This window comes from Saliphagus sp. GCM10025334, assembly GCF_042663485.1.
In the GTDB taxonomy this organism is placed as follows: domain Archaea; phylum Halobacteriota; class Halobacteria; order Halobacteriales; family Natrialbaceae; genus Natronosalvus.
The window spans coordinates 805,292-820,566 of the sequence record NZ_JBHTAF010000001.1 but is presented as its reverse complement, the minus strand read 5'-3'; the positions used below and the strand labels follow the sequence as shown (position 1 = coordinate 820,566).

The window sequence follows — 15,275 nt, the reverse complement described above, 5'->3', positions numbered from 1 at the left end:
TAGATGGCTGAAGTACGACTCGAGGACCTCGTCAAGCGGTTCGACGACATCGTCGCCGTCGACGGCGTCTCCCTCGAAATCCCCGACGAGAGCTTTACCGTCCTGGTGGGGCCCTCCGGCTGTGGCAAGACGACGACGCTACGGCTGATCGCCGGTCTCGAGCGAGCGAGCGAGGGAACGATCGAGATCGGTGACGAGGTCGTCAACGACCGTCGCGCGTACGAGCGCGACATCGCCATGGTGTTCCAGAACTACGCGCTCTATCCCCACAAGACGGTGCGCGGGAACATGCGATTCGGGCTGGAACAGCACGGCGTCGAGGAGGAGACGATCGACGAGCGCGTCGAGGAGACGGCGAACCTGCTTCAGATCGACGACCTGCTGGATCGCAAACCGGCGGAACTCTCCGGCGGCCAGCAACAGCGCGTCGCCCTCGGTCGAGCGATCGTTCGTAAACCGGACGTCTTCCTGATGGACGAGCCGCTCTCGAACCTCGACGCGAAGCTTCGCGTCCAGATGCGTGCAGAGTTGAATAAACTCCACGACACGCTCTCCACGACGACGGTGTACGTCACCCACGACCAGGTCGAAGCGATGACCCTCGGCGACCAGATCGCCGTCATGGACGGCGGTCAGATCCAGCAGGTCGGCCCGCCGACGTACGTCTACTCCAACCCGCGGAACCTGTTCGTCGCGGACTTCCTTGGATCGCCGAGCATGAACTTCCTCGAGGGGGCGGTCCACCGGAGCGAGGACGGCCTCGCGCTCGATCTCGGGCCCTTCCAGCACAGTGTGCCCGACGAGTACCAGTGGGCCCTCGAGGATTCGATCGGCGACGAGGTCGTTCTCGGCGTCCGTCCCGAGGACGTGACGTTGCGTCCCGACGGATTGCCGGCGACGGTCAACGTCGTCGAACCGCAGGGTGAGAAGACCGTCCTCGAACTCGGACTGGGCGACGGCAAAACGATGAAGGCGTCGGTCGAGCCGGGCGGCCCGATCGAGGTCGACGACCGGGTTAGCGTCGAATTCGACCGCCGTTCGCTCCACTACTTCGACTCCGAATCCGGCGAGTCGCTCACGTTCGATTCCGAGACGAGACCCACGACGGAAGGTGGAGAGCAACTCGCGTGACGTCGATCGACACTGCTTCGGTGGCGGAATTCGTCCCGCTGGCGCTCGGTGTCGCGCTCGTCCTGATCGCGGCGTACAACTACCTGCAAGGGATCTACGGCGGCGCGATCGTATCGAGCGTCGGTGCCATCGTCACGTTCGTCCTCGCGATCCTCTCGAGCCGTCAAAGATGAGCAGAAACGAGCGAAAACACATAAGGTCCGGGCCGGTGAATACTCAACTAACGAGTACTGTTACCCCTGTCCGAATTATGCTGCCCAAACAACGGAAACGCGAGATCGTCGACGTCGTCTCCCAGGAGAACGGACGGACCGTCACCGAACTCGCCGAGGAACTCGGCGTCTCCGAGGCGACGATCCGCCGCGACCTGCAGGACCTCGAGTCCGACGGGTTGATCGAACGCTCTCACGGCGGCGCGCTTCCGGTCACCAGCGTCGCCGAGGAACGATCGTACAGCCAGAAGCAAGTGCAGAATCTGGATGCGAAACGCGCCATCGGGAGACGGGCGGCCGAGGAGATCCGCGAGGGGCAGGTCGTCTTCTTCGATTCCGGCACGACGACCATGGAAGTCGCGAAAGCCGCACCAGACGTCGGGTTCATCGCCGCGACGAACTCGCCGCTCATCGCGATGGAACTGGGCGAACACGGTGACGTGAAGCTGACCGGCGGCACGCTTCGCGAGCAAACCTGGGCACTCGTCGGACCTACCGGCGAGGAATTCCTCGAGCGGACGAATTTCGACGTCGTCTTCCTCGGAACGAACGCGATTCACCCCGAGTCGGGGCTAACGACACCAAACGAGGACGAAGCGCGGATGAAGTCGTTGATGGTCGAGAAGGCCCAGCGAGTCGTCCTCGTCTCGGACGGGTCGAAACTCGGTCGACGGAGCTTCGTCAACTTCGCCGACTACGCCTCGATCGACGCGTTCGTGACCGATGCGGTCCTCACCGACGACCAGCGCGAGCCGTTCGAGGCCGCGGGCGTCGATGTCGTCGACAGGGTGGTCGAGTGATCCTCACCGTGACCCTCAATCCGGCTGTAGACCACACCATTACCGTCGATGGGGAACTCGATCCCGACGCCGTCAAGCGCGCGAGTATGTCTCAGTACGATCCCGGGGGGAAGGGGATCAACGTCTCGAAGTACCTCTACGGACTCGGCATCGAGACGCTGGCGACCGGACTTACGGGCGGCTTTCTGGGGACGTACATCGAGGAGCAACTCGTCCGGCAGAAGGTTCCGAACGATTTCGTCGAGATGGGCGGGTGTACCCGGCTCAACACGACGATTCTCACGGACGACGAGGAGTACAAGATCAACCAATCGGGACACAACGTCAAGAAAGAGACCGTCCGCGAGGTCGTCGCGAAGGTCCGCGAGCACGACCCCGAGATGGTCGTCGTCGCCGGAAGCCTGCCGCCGAATCTGGGCCCGGCGACGATCGATCGGATCGCTCGAGCGGGCCCGTGGCAGACAGTCGTGGACGTCCAGGGCGACCTGCTGAGGGGACTTCGAAGCGAGTACTTCGTCTGTAAACCCAACCGTCGCGAACTCGGCACGGCGACGGGAATGCCCGTCCATACCGTCGAGGAGTGCGTGGAAGCGGCACAGGCGCTCCGCGACGATGGCTTCGAACACGTCGTCGCATCGCTGGGCGACGACGGCGCGCTGCTGGCCTCGCCAGACGGGATCTATCGGGCGGAATCCCAGGATGCCGACGTCGTCGACACTGTGGGCGCGGGTGACGCGCTCCTGGCCGGCGTCCTCTCGACGTTCGTCCGTGGGCAGTCCGGAACCGCCGCCCTCCGCATGGGCGTGACCGTCGCCGCGGAGGTCGTTTCGGTCCCGGGGACGACCGTCCCCGAGATGTCCGGTCTGCGCTCGGACTCGACCGACGTCCCGCTCTTTACCAGGTAATCCGCGCCGGAGACACACATAAACATGACCGTCACGACCGCCCTCTCTGCCCACCTCGCGTCGGTTCGACGGGACGTCATGACCGGCGTGAGCTTCATGATCCCGTTCGTCACCATCGGCGGCGTCTTCTTCGCGGCGGCTCACATCGCCGGAGGAGAGGGGGCGCTCGAGCGACCGGGCACGCTCGCGTGGTTTCTCGCCGAGATTGGTCGTGCGGGGCTCGCGCTCGCGGTGCCGGCGTTCGGCGCGTACATCGCCTACGCAATCGCCGATCGACCGGCGCTCGCGCCGGGTTTCGTCCTGACCGCGCTCGTCCAGCAGGGCGCGGTCGTCGAGCAGGCGGGCCGAATCGTCGGCCTCGAGACCGGCCAAGCGGGGGCGGGCTATCTGGGGGCGCTCGGGGTCGGACTGCTCGTCGGCGTCGTCGTCGCCGTCCTCGCACGCATCGACGTTCCGCAGACCGTCGAACCGCTCGTCCCAGTTCTCCTGCTCCCCGTCCTGGTAACCTGTGTACTCGCGCCGGTCGTGCTCTTCGTGCTCGCGCCACCGCTCGCGCTCGCGATGGAGCGACTGACGGCTCTGGTTCGCGACCCGGCCGGTCTCGAGGCGCTCGCGCTGGGGGCCGTACTAGGCGCGATGATGGCGGTCGACGGCGGCGGCCCCGTCAACAAGATTGCGTACGTATTCGGCGTGACGCTGATCCCCGAGCAGATTTACGCGCCGATGGCGGCGGTGATGATCGCCGGCATGGTGCCGCCGATCGGACTCGCGCTGTCCAACGTCGTCGCCCCGCAGAAGTATCCGTGGGGGCGCTACGAACGTGCCAGACCCGCGCTGGCGATGGGGCTATCGTTCGTCACCGAGGGGGTGATCCCCTACGCGACCGCCGACCCCGCCCGGGTCGTCCCCAGCATCGTGCTCGGAAGCGCGACCGCGGCCGCGACGGCGTTGTGGCTCGGCGTGACGATGCCCGCGCCCCACGGCGGGATTCTCGTCGTGCTTTTGGCCAATAGCTGGGTCCAGTTCCTGGCGTGTCTCGCCGTCGGAACGGTCGTGACGGCCGCGGTCGTCACGGCCCTCAAACCCGACTACGAGGCCGTTTCGAGTGGGGCGAGATCGAGAGACGGGAGAAGAGTGACTGACTAAACCCCTCCCGGGTATACTACATGCATGGACGACATCGACGCCGTACTCACACCGGAGCTCATCGCGCTCCAGGAACCACCCTCGGACGCGTACGCCTGCATCGAGTACCTACTCGACCGCGCCGTCGAGGCCGGTCGCGTGACGGACCGCGACGTCGCACTCGAGGCCGTGCTCGCCCGCGAGGCCGAGACGAGTCCTGCAGTGGGAAAGGGCGTCGGCCTGTTCCACGCCAGGACCGAGGCCGTCAGGCGGGCGACGGTCGCGTTCACCCGCTCGAGCGAGGGGGTCCCTCTCGGCAGTCCGGATGTCGAGTCGGCGACGCTCCTGTTTATGCTGCTCGCTCCCGCCGACGAGAGCGGGGCAGAGGATCACCTCGAGACGCTCAGTTCGCTCTCGCGCGCGCTCGTACACGACGAGGTGCGCGAGCGCCTTCAGGACGCCGAGTCTCCCGCGGAGGTCCGAAACGCGCTCACGGAGGCGATCGCCTGATGGACCGGATCGTCACCGTGGCGCCCGAGGACGGACTCCACGCCCGGCCGGCCACGAGGTTCGTCCGGACCGCGAACGGGTTCGACGCCGACGTACGGATCGGGCCGACGGACGGTGACCTCGTCGAGGCGGAGAGCGTTCTCGCGGTGACGAGCCTCGGCGTTCCGAGCGGCCAGGCGGTTCGAATCGTCGCGGAGGGATCCGACGCCGAGGCGGCCCTTGACGCCCTCGAGGCGGTACTCTCGACTCCCGAAGCGAAGCGTTCGACCTGAACCCTGAGACTCCAACTATGCCCGAAGACCACCACCGCCGAACGATCGACGGGACGGGCGCTGCTCCCCTCGTCGGCGTCGGGACCGCGGTGTGGGCCCGTTCCGGGTCCTTCGCCGATCTCGAGGAACCGCCGGAGCCGGCGACGGTCGAACCGGCGGTGGAACGAGGCCGGTTCGACGACGCCAGAGCGCGCGCTCGCGAGGAACTCGAGCGCGAACGCGAGCGAACGGCCGAACGGATCGGCGAGGCGGAAGCGGCGATCTTCGACGCCCACCGGCAGTTCCTCGACGATCCGCAGATCACGGACGCCGTCGCGGACGCCATCGCGGATCGACTGCCCGCCGAACACGCGGTCCGTCGAGCGTTCGAGGGTCCGATCGGCCAGTTCCAGGAGACGGACGTCGCAGTGGCCGAGCGGGCCGACGACCTCCGGGACGTTCGCGATCGATTGCTTCGGATACTCACCGACGACGATCGCGTCGACCTCGGTGCGTTGCCAAACGGGGCGGTGGTGCTCGCTCGACGACTCACGCCCACCGACGCCGCACGACTGGACCCCGACCGGGTAGCTGGATTCGCGACCGTCGAAGGCGGGCGAACCGCTCACGCGGCGATCTTCGCCCGGTCGATCGGCATACCTGCCGTTGTCGATGCGGGCGAGGAACTGCGGTCGATCGAGGCCGGTGCGACCGTCCTCGTCGACGGCGACGCTGGATCGGTGTTCGTCGATCCGACGACCGAACAGCGAGCACGCGCCGAGGTAGGAGGGAACGTCGAAATTCGCTCGGCGCCGGTATCGACGGCCAACGGGAAATCGATCGCCGTCGACGCCAACGTCTGCACCCTCTCGGACCTCGAGGCGGCAGTCCACCGCGGTGCGGATGGAATCGGACTCTTTCGAACCGAATTCCTCTTTCTGGACCGACCGACCCCGCCGAACGAGGACGAACAGGTCGAGACCTACGCGGAGGTACTCGACGCGTTTCCCGAGGGTCGCGTCGTCGTCCGAACCCTCGACGCCGGGGGCGACAAACCGATTTCGTCCCCCGACCGTCCCGGAGCGGAGCACTCGTTCCTCGGCGAGCGCGGGATTCGTCGGTCACTTGGCCCGGACGCCGACCGATTCGAAACGCAGCTGCGGGCCTTGCTCCGGGCGGAGGCCGTCGGCGAGGGTTCGCTGTCGGTGCTGTTCCCGATGGTGTCGACGGTCGGGGAACTCGAGGCAGCGATCGCGGCGGTCGAATCGGCGGCAGGGGCGCTCGCCGAGGAGGGCGTCGACTACGCGATGCCCGAACTGGGCGCGATGATCGAGACGCCGAGTGCGGCGTTGCTCGCCGAGGCGTTCGCCGATCACGTAGACTTTCTCAGCATCGGGACGAACGATCTCACGCAGTACGTAATGGCCGCCGCTCGGGGAAACGATCGGGTCGCACACCTCCACGATCCCTGCGAACCGGCGGTGCTTCGGATCGTCGAGCGTGCGGTTCGGGCGGGTCACTCGGGTGGCGCTCGAATCGGGATGTGCGGCGAGATGGCCGCCGATCCGGAACTGACCGAACTCCTGATCGGACTCGGGCTCGACGAACTCAGCGTCACTCCCCACTCGATTCCCGAGGTGAAGGCGAGCGTCACCGGCGTCGACACGGACGAGGCCAGGTCGTTCGTCGAACGCGCGCTCGAGGCGACCACGAAACCTACGGTTCGTGACTACGTAGCGGACCGCTAACCCATGAAGTTCGTCGCAGTCACCGCGTGCCCGACGGGGATCGCACACAGTCAGATGGCCGCCGAGAACCTCGAGCGGGTCGCCGAGGCGAGCGGCCACGAGATCGACGTCGAGGTTCAGGGGGCCATGGGCACGGAGAACGAACTCTCGAGCGAGTCGATCGGGGCGGCCGACGCCGTCATCGTCGCCGCCGGCACGTCGGTCGAGCGCGACCGGTTCGACGGGAAGCCGCTCGTGGCCGCGCCGGTGAGAGACGCGGTCGACGACGCCGAAGGGCTTCTCGGCCGGGCGGTCGAGGTAGCGAAGAACGACGGAACCACGGGGGCCGCCGATGGGCGCTCGGAACCGCCTCGCCAAGACCAGGGAGCCATCGAGAGGGGCGTTTCCGCAGGTCGAGACGACGAACGAGCGAATGGGTTGTTCGCCCGGCTGAGGCGGTTCTTCTCGTAGCACCGATCTCCGTCCGACTAGGGGCGTTCCTCGAGTCCGTACCCCGCCGTGGCGGCCCGTTCGAGAATCTCCTCGACGAGTGGTTCCTTTCGGTCGGTGTACGCCGCCCGCTCATCTGAATAACGCTCTGCGAGCTGCCGTTTGAGCGTGTCGTACGTCGCGGCCGTCGATGGGTTCGCCTGCAGGAAGTCCCGGAAGCGCACCTGTTCGCGGTGGCAGTCGCTCCCCCACGGCGCGACCGACAGGTAGTGCGTCCGGTCGGTCTCCGGCCCCTTCGAGAAGAAGACGCGGTCGGGAACGCCGTCGTTCGGTCGCCGTTCGTATCCGAGGCGCTCGAGAACCGGTTGCAGACTGGTGACGCCCTCGAGATCCGCGACGAGGACGAGGAGATCCAGGATCGGCTTCGCGGCGAGTCCGGGGACGGCCGTCGAGCCGACGTGCTCGTACCCGAGGACGCGGTCGTCGACCCCGTCGCGCTCGAACGCCGCCTCGAACCGCTCGAGTTCGGCCGCGGCCGCGTCGAGCCACCCTGGGTGGTGTGGCGTGAGGGCGACGGTCCCTCGCTCGAGGCCGAGCGGTGGGCCGTCGTTCGGGGGACTGGGAGCCGGCATTTGCGCGAATCAGGCGATTTCGAGGTCGTCCCGATTCGCTCCCGCCAGTTCACAGAGGGCGTCGGCCTCGAGCAGGTGCAGTTCGCCGGGAATCACGAGCAGGTGGAGCGGGTCGCCGAACTCCCGCTCGGCGAGGGCGGTCATCGTCCCGGCCTCGACCAGGGGGTCGGGACTGCCGGCTCGAGCGACGACGACGGCCACCAGATTGGGGTACGTGTCGGCGAGCAGTTCGGCGGCGACGTCGGCGGTCATGTACTCGCCGCGCTCGGCTTTGATGTCGAGGTAAACCACGGTGTGGAGGTTCGCCTCGCGGTTGGCCTCGATGGTCTCGGTGACGCTCGCCGGCAACCCGTCGGCGCCGTGGGCGTACGGGAACGGCAGGGTCGTCGCCTTCCCGAACCGGTAGTTCTGGAGCCCGGTGAGCGAACTGGTCGCGGTCTGGGCGGTGATGCCGTGGATCACGCGGGTCTCGATTCCGCGTTCGTGAGCACGCAATCGGAGGTCGACGTGCGTGGTCGAGATCATGGTGTCCCCGGCCGTGAGGAAGACGACGTCCTCGGTCTCGGCGGCCGTGAGGATGTCGTCCGGATGCTGTTCGACCCCCGCCCGATCGCGGACCTCGATGTCGATGCCGTGATGGTCCTCGAGCGACTCGACGGTGGTCCCGACGAGCTGACTGGTGTAGAACTCGGCGTAGGCGCGGTCGGCGGTTCGGAGGGCGTCCCGACCCTCGACGGTGATCGACCGCTCGTCGTAGAGGCCGAGTCCGACGAACGTGAGCATACCGGGTCTTTCGGCGGTGGGTGGAATACGCTTTCGAGTCACGCCTGCTCTCGAGCGCTACAGCCGTGCGTATCGAGCGGTGAGTCGACCGCTGAAACGGTCCGAACTACTAAGGTACGACCAGGACATTTCGAATGTAGTTACTAGTATGGTCGAGATGGACGTGCAATTTCTGGGCGGTGTCGCTGTAACGGTCTTTCTGGCGTTATTGTTTTTCGCGGTTGTCGTCCTCTGGGACCTCTCGCTCGCTCTCCGTAGCGTCGGTGACAAAGTCGACAAACTCGAGGACACGCTGGACGATGGGTTGACCGACGTCGGGCACAACCTCGAGGGATTTTCCCACGGTTCCAGCGGTGGGACTCAGTTGCATCTTAGTAGCGGGACGATCAGTTCGGGGCCGACGCAAGGTCCGGCCCAGCAGGGACAGCAGCCTCACCAGCCCCAGCAAGGACAGCAGGCGCCACCCCATGCACAGGCGGGCCAGGCGCACGCACAACCCCAGCCCGCACACGAGAACCAGGCCGAACAGGCGGAATCGGTGTCCGAGGCCGAGCAGGCTCGAGCGGACGACTCTGCGGTGGACGACTCTGCGGTGGACGACGATGCGGCGGCTGACGAGGCGGCTGCCCAGTCCACCGAACCGGAGGGTGACGGTGAAGGCGAGTCGAACGACGACGGTGACGAGTCGGCTGAAGCGGAACGCAAGGATAACGAACAGGAGGATACCGCGAGTGATGCCGACGCTGACGGCGACGACGCCGAGGACGCGCAATCCGAACCCGACGACGCACTGCTCGCACGCAACCGCGGGCGATTCATCACGTCTCCGGACCGAACGGCGTGGTACGCGACCCCGCTCGACCGGGATACGATCGCCGACGCCAGGTATCCCCAGATCGCCGGCGAACTCGAGAGCGCCCCGGAACCGGATGCTGAGGACTCGAGTTCAGACAGCGAGGATGACGACTCGGATTCGGACGACGGCGACGAGCAGAGGGTAACGGACGAAGGAGATGACGACGCGGAGACAGCGAACGCCGACGAATCCACCGTCTACGCCGCCCCGCCAGCGAACAGTCCCGACCCTCCCGAAGCCGTCCGCCAGTCGACGGTGGACGGCTCCGACGGGGCCGGACTCGAGGCGTCCTCCGATGCCAACGGCGACCTCGAACCCGACCACCTCGACACGGCGACCGCCAGCGATTCTGACCTGACTCCAGAAACCGACGTCGATAGAGGCGAGTTCACCTTCTCGGAAACAGTCACCGGCGATGCCGGTGCCGAGAACGAACGACGAGATGGTGACGGAGACGGCGAGGAGGGCGCAGATGTCGACACCGCTGATTCCGACGCCACGGATTCCAACGCGGCAGTCCAGACTGAACGAGACTCGTCCCTCGAGACCCCCGCTCCTCGAGAATCGGGCGACCCGGAGGAAGCGAGTGATGACGAGTCCGTCGAGGTTGTCAGTGACGATTCGGACGAGCCGAACGCCGCTGCAGACACGGCCGCCGCATTCGACCCGTTCGATCCCGCCGATCACGTCGATTCCGTCGAGGACGACATCGAGGAAATCCCGGTCGATCGGGCACTCGAGACGCTCAACGAGGAGAAACCGGACCTCTCGCTGAGCAGCCACGGTTTCGAGGTATCCGCCGAGGAGAACGAAGATGGGGCCGTGTTGACCTACACGTTCGACCCCGAAACGGTGTCCATCACGGGGTCGACGAAGCGCTTGCTCACCTATCAGCTCCAGAGCTTCGCGGACCAGGAGTCGACGCCGGACGGCGACGTGACGATCGACGGCCAGCGGATCGTCATCGACGTCCCGGACGCCGACGGCGCGGCAATCCAGCGCTGGGGACAGGGTGCTGTCAGCATCATCGACCGAACGCTCTACCTGTCGGACAACGGCAACTGACCGTTTTCTCTTTATTGCTCTCGAGTCGTTCCCTCGCTATCGCTCCCGCTCTATCAATCTCGAGTCGCGCCCTCGGTCGCCGCCTGCGAGACGAGAACTCGTCCCTCGACGCCCGTCCCCTCGAGTGCGTCCCTCGCCGCGGCGACGGCCTCGTCGGCGTGTCGGTCGTCGGTGACGCCATAGACGGTCGGCCCCCAGGACGATTGGCCGACGCCGGTGACGACCGGACTCGAGGTCAGCGAGTCGACGAGTTCGCCTGCAGGCGGGCGAAAGACGCCGCCCTGGACGTCGGCGTACCAGGCACCGTTCTTGTGACCGATGGTCGATATCGCCTCGCCGAAGGCCTCGAGTCGGCCTTCCGCGGCCGCGGGGAGCAGTTTCCGCGTGAGGACGCCCGCGATGTCGTCGGCGATTCCCGGGTCGGCGTGTTCGATGACCGAGCGGAGGCTGGCGTCCTCGTCCTCGCCGCAACGGCCGGGTTCGACGTCTGGAACGACGATCAGAAACCGCCAGGAGTCGGGGAGGTCGTGTCTGGCGACGACGGGCGGGACCGTCCAGTCGCCCTCGGGCGGCGGCTCGGTGGTGAACCGGCCCGTCGGGTGGCCCGCGTCGACGACGAACCCGCCGCCCTCGAACGTCGCGACGCCGATCCCGCTCCGACCGGCCCGCCCGAGCGCTGGTGCCAGGTCGCGAATCGACGGCTCGAGGTCGTAGGCCCCCGCCGTCGCCGCCAGGACGGCCAGGGCGAGTTGCGTCCCGCTCCCAAACCCGACGTGTCGCGGGAGCCGTTCCTCGAGGGTGAGGCGAACGCCGGGAACGTCGAGACGCTCGAGGGCTCGCCGGGCGTACTGCTCGGCGAGTGAGTCTTCGACGCGGACGGCGTCCGCGGGTTCGGCCGCGACCGTTACGCGGGGCTCCTCGAGGCCGACCCCGATGCCGCCGTAGAGACGCTCTCGGGCCAGCGAGAGGTTCTGGAAGCCGAAGTGCAGGCGGGCGCCCGCGCTGACGGTCACGCTCGGCATACTCGATGACACGAAACGCACGGAAAAGGGGGTTGCGACGGTGGCAACGGTCGCCGACGGTCTGCCTCCGTCGTTTCGAACCGGTGATTGCCGCCCCGAGGGACGAATCACCTCGATTTATGTCCTCGAGACGACAGTCCGGCGCATGGTCAGCGTCTCGGTCGTCGTGCCGGCGAAAGCCGAAGGAGCCCGACTCGAGGCGACGCTCGACTCGCTGTCGGCCCAGCGCGTCGACGGCGATCTCGAGGTGATCGTCGTCGCGAGCGGGGCGGAGACGATTGCCGTCGCTCGCGAGCACGCCGTCGTCGACCGCGTGCTTTGTGACGAGCCCGAGAGTCGATCCGACGAGTCCGGAGATGGACCCGAGAAGACGGCCCCAGGGCCGGCCCGGGCACGAAACCGCGGCGCGAGCCGGGCGACCTGTGATGTGCTCTGTTTCACCGACGCCGACACCGTCGTTCCGCCGACGTGGGTGCGCGATCACTGCCGTCACTACCGGAATTCCACCGTGATGGGCGTCGGCGGACCGCTCGAGCCGCTCGAGCTCGGCCTTCGCCACCGTGTCTGCTTTCGGCTCCTCTCGGACTGGTGGTATCGAGTGAGCTGGCCGCTTGGATTCGTACAGCAACCGGGGCCTAACTGTAGCGTGCGCCGGACGGCGTTCGAACGGGTGGGCGGATTCGACGAATCGCTCCCGTTTCTCGAGGACACCGACCTCTCTCTGCGCCTCCGTCGAGAAGGCGAGGTCATCTACGACCGGGAGTGTGCGGTCAAGACGTCCGCCCGTCGTCAGGAGCGGGAGGGGTACAGGCGGCTCTTTCTGACCTACGCTCGCGGTTATCTAGAATACCTGCTGCCCGGTCGGTCACCGTCGGCGACGTACTTCTAGCGCGTGGCTCGAGAGGCACTGCGACCAGAACTGAAACGCGAACTCACGGTCGAGCGACAAAACTAGCGGCGTTAGAGGAACCGGAACGTCTCGAGGTTCTTCGGCGCGAACGTCCGCATGTTGAACTCGTGGTAGAGCGCCGAGGAGAGGTCCTGGACGGAGCGTTCGTCGCCGTGGACGCAGAGAACCTTCTCGGGCCGGGGGTTCATCGTCCGGACGAAGTCCTCGAGGCCGGCGCGGTCGGCGTGTCCGGAGAAGCCATCGACCGTTTCGACGTCCATGTTGAGCTTGAGGGTGCCACGGCCGCCGTTCCCGTTGCCGTTTCGGCCCCTGCTTCCCACTTCGCTCGTCGGAATCTCGTCCCAGCCGTTCTGGATGCGTCGGCCGAGCGTTCCCTGGGCCTGGTAGCCGACGAAGACGAGCGTCGAGTCGGGATCGGGGCCGACGTGGGAGAGCCAGGACATGATCGGGCCGCCGGTGACCATCCCGGACGTCGAGAGGACGATACAGGGGCCGCCGTCGGCGACGTCCTGGCGCTCCTCCTCGCCGCCGTCGATGTGGTTGAACTCGTCGGCGAGGAACGGGTTCTCGTCCTCGTGGAAGATCCGATCTCGGAGGTCGTCGCGCAGGTACTCCGGATAGGTGGTGTGGATCGCCGTCGCCTCCCAGATCATCCCGTCCAGGTGGACCGGCATCGAAGGAATGTCGCCCTCGCGCATGGCCTCCTCGATGACGAGCATGATCTCCTGGGAGCGGCCAACGGCGAACGCCGGAATGAGTACCTTGCCGCCGCGCTCGGCCGTCTCCCTGATCACCTTCTTGAGTTTCTCCTCGGAGTCGGCCTGGTCGGTCTGGTAGTCGTTCCGACCGCCGTACGTCGACTCGAGGACGAGCGTCTCCACGCGCGGGAAATCGTTGGTCGCGCCGTTGAACAGGCGTGTATCCTTGTAGTGGATGTCGCCGGAGAACGCGACGTTGTAGAGGCCGTCACCGATGTGGAAGTGCGAGACGGCGGAGCCGAGAATGTGGCCCGCGTTGTGGAAGGTGAGTTTGACGTCAGGCGCGATGTCCGTGACGTCGCCGTACTCAAGCGGGATCGTGTGTTTGATCGCTTCGCGGACCTGTTCGGACTCGTACGGTGGGGTTCGCCCCTCCTTGGCCGCAACGTCGAGGTAATCGAGTTGCAGGAGGCCCATAAGGTCGCGGCTCGGCTCGGTGCAGTAGATCGGACCGTCGTAGCCGTACTTGAACAGCAGCGGAAGCAGCGCGGAGTGGTCGAGGTGAGCGTGGGTGAGCACCACGGCGTCGATCGTTTGGGCACCCGCGCCGAGCGCTTCGGGGACGTGGAGGTACGGCACCTCGCCTTCGGCACCGGGTTTGTCACCGCAGTCGATCAGAATCCGCGTTTCGGGCGTCGAGAGGATGAACGAGGCGCGTCCGACCTCTCGACAGCACCCGAGAGTCGTGATACGGACCCACTCGTCATCGGACATCTCCTCGCGGTGGATCTGTCGACCGACGCGCTCTAAGATGTCCCGGCGATCGCTTCGCTCCTGTTTGAGGAAGTTGCGAACGTTCGAGACGGTCGAGGATTCGATCGGTGGTGTGCGGACGACCTCGGGCGTCCAGCCGACCTGTTTCGTGATCTCGCGAAGCGTCGAGCCGTGGCGACCGATCACCATACCGGGCTTGCCGGCCTCGATGACCACCTCGCCCGTGTCGGCGTGGAAGTCCAGATCCGTCACGCCCGCCTCCTCCGGGATCACGTCCATGATCTTCGCTCGAGCGGTGTCGGGCGGGGAGAGGACGTCCGGGTCTGGTCGGATCGTGATGCGCTTGCGAAGTTTGCTCGCGAGTTTTCGCACGAGGTCGCCCTGGCGGGCGAACTTCTTGGGATCGCGCGTGTAGACCACCAGTTCGGGGCCTTCGTATTTCACCGAGGAGACCGAGATGTCGTTCGGTAACTCGCTCGTGATCTCTGCTTTCAAATCGTCGAGTTGCTGCTCTACAGTACTCATAGTCGCCAGAGGTGGCTTGCGTGAACTCGTCGCCGGGCGAGTGCCGTCACGGCGAGGACACGGGACCAGATGCGGGTGACCGGTCGATCGCTGTCTACCCCCACGAATCGACGAAACCGGTTCGAAGCCGTCGGGTGAACTGACCTCGTCGATTCCGGTTCGGGATCGGGTTCGGGTACGAATGGTCCACCGTATCGGATCATCGTCTCGAGTGTCCGGTGTCGTGCTGTGACGAGCACGCTCCCAGGTCGGTTAGCCTGGTTCGTGCGGGAAGATTCCAGGAAGAACCCGCTTATCGGAGCCTATCCGGTGCGTAGTATAAAAGTCTTCGCAACCCGAGCAGTTGATACGTCGACTCGACCCGCCCGAACACCCACGACGCTCGAGTCCGTAGGGCTGGTATGGACACGCTGACGCTGACGCCGGAGCGCGTCGTCGCCGAGCGCGACTGGGTACGAGATCGCGCGAAGACCGTCGTCTCGCTCATCAACGCCGTTCGAGACGAGTTTAGCGACCTCTTCGATACCGACGTCGAACCGGTCACCGAGGCGCAGTACCTCGAGGCGGTCGACGACGTCTTCGCCGACGGTGACCTCGCGGTCAACGTCGCCGGCATGATCGCCGTCCTCAGAGAACTCGACGTCGAGGGCGACTACCCGGGATTCGTCGTCGACGAGATACTCGGTCGAGAACTCGCAGGAACGATTGCCGGACGGCAACCGCTTCGGACGCTCGGGGAGGCCACGTTCCACTACGCGGACGTTCACCACCATGGCGGCGACGAAAACGCCGGCGTCGACGACCTCGAGGCGGCGCTCGCGGCCGGCTTCCAAGAGCGGCTACCGGGTTGGCCGTGGGTGGAGCGCGAGAGCCCGTTTAGCGTGCGATAGGTGTGTGTC

Annotated in this window: 16 protein-coding genes; 12 read left to right on the top strand and 4 right to left on the bottom strand. The window is 66.3% G+C overall.

Annotation, left to right across the window (positions count from 1 at the left end; genetic code table 11):
- The first annotated feature begins 3 nt into the window (after positions 1-3).
- The 9 genes from ACFQO4_RS03795 to ACFQO4_RS03755 all read left to right on the top strand — a co-directional run bounded on the left by ACFQO4_RS03795 (position 4) and on the right by ACFQO4_RS03755 (position 7,132).
- Positions 4-1,131, top strand: a complete 1,128-nt coding sequence (locus tag ACFQO4_RS03795) for an ABC transporter ATP-binding protein (protein ID WP_500259649.1) — start codon at positions 4-6, stop codon at positions 1,129-1,131.
- Entirely contained in the window at positions 1,128-1,304 is a 177-nt protein-coding gene (locus ACFQO4_RS03790; protein WP_500259648.1) for a hypothetical protein, read from the top strand. Before ACFQO4_RS03795 ends, ACFQO4_RS03790 begins: the two co-directional genes overlap by 4 nt.
- A 77-nt stretch (positions 1,305-1,381) precedes the next feature.
- Positions 1,382-2,143, top strand: a complete 762-nt coding sequence (gene glpR / locus ACFQO4_RS03785) for an HTH-type transcriptional regulator GlpR (RefSeq protein ID WP_500259647.1) — start codon at positions 1,382-1,384, stop codon at positions 2,141-2,143.
- Positions 2,140-3,048: a 1-phosphofructokinase gene (gene pfkB / locus ACFQO4_RS03780; RefSeq protein WP_500259646.1), complete on the top strand. Its 909-nt coding sequence runs from the start codon at positions 2,140-2,142 to the stop codon at positions 3,046-3,048. Before glpR ends, pfkB begins: the two co-directional genes overlap by 4 nt.
- 24 nt (positions 3,049-3,072) lie before the next feature.
- Positions 3,073-4,194, top strand: a complete 1,122-nt coding sequence (locus ACFQO4_RS03775) for a fructose-specific PTS transporter subunit EIIC (RefSeq protein WP_500259645.1) — start codon at positions 3,073-3,075, stop codon at positions 4,192-4,194.
- Positions 4,195-4,218: 24 nt separating this feature from the next.
- Positions 4,219-4,683 carry a PTS sugar transporter subunit IIA gene (locus ACFQO4_RS03770; RefSeq protein ID WP_500259644.1) on the top strand — a complete coding sequence of 155 codons (465 nt, stop codon included), beginning with the start codon at positions 4,219-4,221 and terminating at the stop codon, positions 4,681-4,683.
- Positions 4,683-4,955 (top strand): HPr family phosphocarrier protein, encoded by a 273-nt coding sequence (locus tag ACFQO4_RS03765; protein WP_500259643.1) that lies wholly within the window; start codon positions 4,683-4,685, stop codon positions 4,953-4,955. The genes ACFQO4_RS03770 and ACFQO4_RS03765 overlap by 1 nt, the downstream gene beginning before the upstream one ends.
- Positions 4,956-4,972: 17 nt before the next feature.
- Complete coding sequence (gene ptsP, locus ACFQO4_RS03760; protein ID WP_500259642.1) at positions 4,973-6,682, top strand: phosphoenolpyruvate--protein phosphotransferase; 1,710 nt, start codon at positions 4,973-4,975, stop codon at positions 6,680-6,682.
- A 3-nt stretch (positions 6,683-6,685) separates the two neighbouring features.
- Positions 6,686-7,132, top strand: coding sequence for a PTS fructose transporter subunit IIB (locus ACFQO4_RS03755; RefSeq protein WP_500259641.1), 447 nt, complete (start codon positions 6,686-6,688; stop codon positions 7,130-7,132).
- Positions 7,133-7,149: 17 nt separating this feature from the next.
- Here the strand turns inward: ACFQO4_RS03755 and ACFQO4_RS03750 are convergent, their stop codons facing one another.
- Entirely contained in the window at positions 7,150-7,743 is a 594-nt protein-coding gene (locus ACFQO4_RS03750; protein ID WP_500259640.1) for a GrpB family protein, read from the bottom strand.
- Between the two features lie 9 nt (positions 7,744-7,752).
- Complete coding sequence (gene dph5 / locus ACFQO4_RS03745) at positions 7,753-8,526, bottom strand: diphthine synthase (protein ID WP_500259639.1); 774 nt, start codon at positions 8,524-8,526, stop codon at positions 7,753-7,755.
- A 157-nt stretch (positions 8,527-8,683) separates the two neighbouring features.
- Between dph5 and ACFQO4_RS03740 the strand changes: the two genes are divergently transcribed.
- Positions 8,684-10,447: a hypothetical protein gene (locus tag ACFQO4_RS03740; protein ID WP_500259638.1), complete on the top strand. Its 1,764-nt coding sequence runs from the start codon at positions 8,684-8,686 to the stop codon at positions 10,445-10,447.
- 53 nt (positions 10,448-10,500) lie between these two features.
- Here ACFQO4_RS03740 and ACFQO4_RS03735 read toward each other — a convergent pair whose 3' ends face one another.
- Positions 10,501-11,469: a beta-ribofuranosylaminobenzene 5'-phosphate synthase family protein gene (locus tag ACFQO4_RS03735; protein ID WP_500259637.1), complete on the bottom strand. Its 969-nt coding sequence runs from the start codon at positions 11,467-11,469 to the stop codon at positions 10,501-10,503.
- A 145-nt stretch (positions 11,470-11,614) separates the two neighbouring features.
- Here ACFQO4_RS03735 and ACFQO4_RS03730 point away from each other — a divergent pair, with 145 nt between their 5' ends.
- Positions 11,615-12,358 (top strand): glycosyltransferase family 2 protein, encoded by a 744-nt coding sequence (locus ACFQO4_RS03730; RefSeq protein ID WP_500259636.1) that lies wholly within the window; start codon positions 11,615-11,617, stop codon positions 12,356-12,358.
- Positions 12,359-12,429: 71 nt separating this feature from the next.
- Here ACFQO4_RS03730 and ACFQO4_RS03725 read toward each other — a convergent pair whose 3' ends face one another.
- Positions 12,430-14,376 carry a beta-CASP ribonuclease aCPSF1 gene (locus tag ACFQO4_RS03725; protein WP_500259635.1) on the bottom strand — a complete coding sequence of 649 codons (1,947 nt, stop codon included), beginning with the start codon at positions 14,374-14,376 and terminating at the stop codon, positions 12,430-12,432.
- A gap of 410 nt (positions 14,377-14,786) precedes the next feature.
- Here ACFQO4_RS03725 and ACFQO4_RS03720 point away from each other — a divergent pair, with 410 nt between their 5' ends.
- The gene (locus tag ACFQO4_RS03720) at positions 14,787-15,266 is read left to right on the top strand and encodes a DUF7984 family protein (protein WP_500260450.1); all 480 of its coding nucleotides are present in this window, start codon (positions 14,787-14,789) and stop codon (positions 15,264-15,266) included.
- Positions 15,267-15,275 lie beyond the last annotated feature (9 nt).

Bases quoted from the DNA above. Each gene is read 5' to 3' on its own strand.
- glpR (WP_500259647.1), top strand. From the start codon at position 1,382: ATGCTGCCCAAACAACGGAAACGCGAGATCGTCGACGTCGTCTCCCAG.
- ACFQO4_RS03735 (WP_500259637.1), bottom strand. From the start codon at position 11,469: ATGCCGAGCGTGACCGTCAGCGCGGGCGCCCGCCTGCACTTCGGCTTC.
- ACFQO4_RS03765 (WP_500259643.1), top strand. From the start codon at position 4,683: ATGGACCGGATCGTCACCGTGGCGCCCGAGGACGGACTCCACGCCCGG.
- ACFQO4_RS03775 (WP_500259645.1), top strand. From the start codon at position 3,073: ATGACCGTCACGACCGCCCTCTCTGCCCACCTCGCGTCGGTTCGACGG.
- ACFQO4_RS03795 (WP_500259649.1), top strand. From the start codon at position 4: ATGGCTGAAGTACGACTCGAGGACCTCGTCAAGCGGTTCGACGACATC.
- ACFQO4_RS03750 (WP_500259640.1), bottom strand. From the start codon at position 7,743: ATGCCGGCTCCCAGTCCCCCGAACGACGGCCCACCGCTCGGCCTCGAG.
- ACFQO4_RS03755 (WP_500259641.1), top strand. From the start codon at position 6,686: ATGAAGTTCGTCGCAGTCACCGCGTGCCCGACGGGGATCGCACACAGT.
- ACFQO4_RS03730 (WP_500259636.1), top strand. From the start codon at position 11,615: ATGGTCAGCGTCTCGGTCGTCGTGCCGGCGAAAGCCGAAGGAGCCCGA.
- ACFQO4_RS03725 (WP_500259635.1), bottom strand. From the start codon at position 14,376: ATGAGTACTGTAGAGCAGCAACTCGACGATTTGAAAGCAGAGATCACG.
- ACFQO4_RS03740 (WP_500259638.1), top strand. From the start codon at position 8,684: ATGGACGTGCAATTTCTGGGCGGTGTCGCTGTAACGGTCTTTCTGGCG.
- ACFQO4_RS03770 (WP_500259644.1), top strand. From the start codon at position 4,219: ATGGACGACATCGACGCCGTACTCACACCGGAGCTCATCGCGCTCCAG.
- dph5 (WP_500259639.1), bottom strand. From the start codon at position 8,526: ATGCTCACGTTCGTCGGACTCGGCCTCTACGACGAGCGGTCGATCACC.
- ptsP (WP_500259642.1), top strand. From the start codon at position 4,973: ATGCCCGAAGACCACCACCGCCGAACGATCGACGGGACGGGCGCTGCT.